3 protein-coding genes are annotated in these 3,250 nt (G+C 65.4%); 1 reads left to right on the top strand and 2 read right to left on the bottom strand.

The features are described from left to right. Positions 1-159 precede the first annotated feature (159 nt). A complete protein-coding gene (locus RTN46_RS03565) occupies positions 160-1,236 on the bottom strand; it encodes a quinone-dependent dihydroorotate dehydrogenase (protein ID WP_312179066.1) in 1,077 nt (358 codons plus the stop codon). A gap of 104 nt (positions 1,237-1,340) precedes the next feature. Between RTN46_RS03565 and RTN46_RS03560 the strand changes: the two genes are divergently transcribed. Then, positions 1,341-2,396: an alpha/beta hydrolase gene (locus RTN46_RS03560; protein ID WP_312179065.1), complete on the top strand. Its 1,056-nt coding sequence runs from the start codon at positions 1,341-1,343 to the stop codon at positions 2,394-2,396. 8 nt (positions 2,397-2,404) lie between these two features. Here RTN46_RS03560 and RTN46_RS03555 read toward each other — a convergent pair whose 3' ends face one another. Further along, positions 2,405-3,205: an isoprenyl transferase gene (locus RTN46_RS03555; protein WP_312179064.1), complete on the bottom strand. Its 801-nt coding sequence runs from the start codon at positions 3,203-3,205 to the stop codon at positions 2,405-2,407. Positions 3,206-3,250 lie beyond the last annotated feature (45 nt).

Here is a 3,250-nt window from a genome sequence, read left to right as displayed (position 1 = left end):
GGTTCCGCCTGCCGAAGCCCCAGGTCCGCCGCGGCGATAAGGTCTCCTAAGCGAGCTAAGCCTATTCAGATAAAAAGGGAGAGACCGCATCTGCGGTCTCTCCCTTTTTATGTGGCCTATATATATGGCAGCGGGTTCAGCGGCTGCTGAAGAGCCAGGCTACCGGCTCCCCCGCTGCAGCTTGGCCAGCTGCCGGTTGATCCGGGCGGCCCAGAACGGCCCTTCATAGAGGAAAGCAGTGTAGCCCTGGACCAGGTTCGCCCCGGCATCAAGGCGGGCTTTGACATCGGCGCCGGTCTCCACGCCGCCAACGGAGATAATGACCGGGCCCTCCCCCAGCGCAGTGCGCAAGCGGCTCAGCACCTGCAGCGAACGCTCCTTCAACGGTGCTCCGCTGAGGCCGCCGACCCCGGCGGCAATAACAGTTTCCGGATCCGTGAGCAGGCCGTCACGGCGCACCGTGGTGTTGGTGGCCACCACGCCGTCGAGCTCTAAGTCGAGGGCAAGGCGTGCGACGTCGTCGATGTCTTCATCAGTGAGGTCAGGGGCGATCTTGACCAGCAGCGGAACGTGGCGTCCGGCCGTCTCGTCAGCTGTCTGTCCGACGCTGGCCAGCAGCGGGCGCAGCGACTCGATGTTCTGCAGCTGGCGCAGTCCCGGCGTGTTGGGTGAGCTGACGTTCACGACCAGATAGTCGGCGTCCGCGGCGAGCAGCCGGGTGCTCGCCAGATAGTCTTCAACGGCATCGGCGAGATCGACCTTCTTGGTCTTGCCGATGTTCACGCCGACGATGGGACGGTTCCTGCCCCAACGGCGGTGGAGGCCGTCAATTGCCTTCCGGATCCTCGGCGCTACCGCAGCCGCGCCGTCGTTATTAAAGCCCATCCGGTTGATCACCGCCCGGTCTTCGACGAGCCTGAACAGCCGCGGTTTGGCATTGCCCGGCTGGGCTTGTGCAGTGACGGTGCCTATTTCAACGTGGCCGAATCCGAGGTTGCTGAGCGCCACGATTCCGGCGCCCTCCTTGTCGAATCCGGCGGCAACGCCGAAGGGCGAAGGGAAGGAGAGGCCAAGAGCTTCAGTGGCGAGTTCCGGGGCGGGCCGTGTGAGGGCACGCAGTATCGGAGCCGCGGGTGTGCAGGCTGCGGCACGGATCATTTCGTAGCCGGCTTTGTGGGCTTTTTCTGGGTCCATCCCGGAGAAGACAATCCGGAAGAACGTGGGGTAGACGCGCATGGCTTTAATGCTTCCATTCCGCGTCCCCGGCACCAAATCCATGGCCGGCCGCGGTGCCGGCAATGACGGGCAATGACATGGGTCCGGTGCAGTAATCTCGGTGTATGGGGCAAAACTGGCAACCGGACTGGCTCGGCGACGGCTACCGCTATCTGACTCTCGAACTGGGGAAAGACGATGAAGGCCCGGTGGTGGCCACATTGGTGTCCTACACTGCCGAGCCCCCTCCCCCGCCGTCGTTCCTGGGCCGGCTGCGCGCCGCGGTTTCCCGGTCCCGGATTCCGGTCGAGCCGGTGCCGGTCCACGCGGTCATCTACATCCATGGCTGGGCCGACTACTTTTTCCAGACCGAACTGGCCGTATTCTGGGCCGCCAGGGGTGTCGCCTTTTACGCCCTGGACCTGCGCAAATACGGGCGGAGCCTCCGTCCGGGGCAGTCCGAGGGGTTCATTACCGATCTCGCCGAGTACGACGCCGACATCGAGGCGGCGCTGGCAGCCGCCACGGAGGACATCCACACCTCCAAGGGTGCGGAGACCCCCGTGCGGATATCCCTGATGGCCCACTCCACCGGCGGACTGGTGGCCTCGCTGTGGGCCAGCCGGAATCCGGGCCGGATCGAGACATTGATCCTGAACAGTCCCTGGCTGGAACTACGGGGCAGCTCCCTGACCCGCAACGCGGCCGCAGGCCTGCTGGAGCCGCTGGCCCGGATGCGGCCGAAGGCCCGGCTGATGATCCCGGAACTGGACTTTTACTGGCGCAGCCTCAGTGCAGAAGCCGACGGTGAGTGGGACCTGGACCCGGCCTGGAAACCGCCGGGCAGCTGGCCGGTCCGAGCCGGCTGGATCACCGCGGTGCTGGCGGGCCATGCCCAAGTTGCCCGCGGGCTCCAGATCACGGCGCCGATTCTGTTGATGGCATCAGCGAGGTCGTCCATCGGCGCGACGTGGAATGAGTCGATGATGACTTCAGACAGCGTGCTCGATGTGAACCTGATGGTGCAGCGCGGCCTGCTGCTCGGACCCATCGTGACGGTGCTGCGCTTTGATGGAGCACTGCATGATGTGCTGCTCTCCGCCGCTCCGGTCCGCCGACAGGTTTACGCGCAGCTGGATCAGTGGTCTGCGGCGTACCTGCTTCGGGAGCCTGCTGCCTGACCGGCCGCCTAGGAACCGGCCGCGGACTGGTCCACCGCTCCTCCGTACCGGCGGTCCCGGCGGGCATAGATTTCGACGGCTTCCCAGAGCGTGCGCCGGTCCACATCCGGCCAGAGCGTGTTCATAAAGACCATCTCAGCGTAGGCGGACTGCCAGAGCATGAAGTTGGAGAGCCTCTGCTCGCCGGAGGTACGCAGGAAGAGGTCGACGTCGGGCAGGTCGGGCTCGTCGAGGTAGCGCTGGATCGTCTTTTCCGAAATGCTGCCGGGGCGCAGCTTCCCGCTCTTCACATCCGCGGCGATCGCGCTGACGGCGTCCGTGATTTCTGCCCGTCCACCATAGTTGACACACATGTTCAGCGTGCAGGTGGTGTTGGCCTTGGTTTGTTCCTCAGCGATCTCCAGTTCCCGGACCACGCTCTGCCAGAGCCGGGGCCGGCGTCCGGACCAGCGGATCCGCACGCCCCAGTCGTCGAGCTGGTCCCGCTGGCGCCGCAGTACGTCCCGGCTGAAGCCCATGAGGAAACGAACCTCTTCCGGCGAACGCTTCCAGTTCTCCGTGGAGAAGGCGTACACGGATACGTGCCGGATCCCCATTTCCACGGCTCCGGCCATCACGTCGAGCAGGGCCGCTTCACCGGCACGGTGGCCTTCCGTGCGTGGAAGCCCGCGCTGGTTGGCCCAGCGCCCGTTGCCGTCCATCACGATTGCCACGTGGGCGGGCACCAGCTCCTTGGGCACCGGCGGCGGGACCGCGCCGGAGGGGTGCGGTGCGGGCGTGTTGACCGGGGCGGTTCGGGAGGAGAACAAAGCTATACACGCTCCACATGTTGAAGGGATCTGACGACTCGTTCC

The sequence above is a fragment of the Arthrobacter sp. genome (assembly GCF_031988865.1).
GTDB lineage: Bacteria > Actinomycetota > Actinomycetes > Actinomycetales > Micrococcaceae > Arthrobacter_B.
This window is presented reverse-complemented; position numbering and strand designations above follow the sequence as displayed.

Excerpts from the sequence above, each read along its gene's own strand:
- RTN46_RS03565 (WP_312179066.1), bottom strand. The coding sequence starts at position 1,236 with ATGCGCGTCTACCCCACGTTCTTCCGGATTGTCTTCTCCGGGATGGAC.
- RTN46_RS03560 (WP_312179065.1), top strand. The coding sequence starts at position 1,341 with ATGGGGCAAAACTGGCAACCGGACTGGCTCGGCGACGGCTACCGCTAT.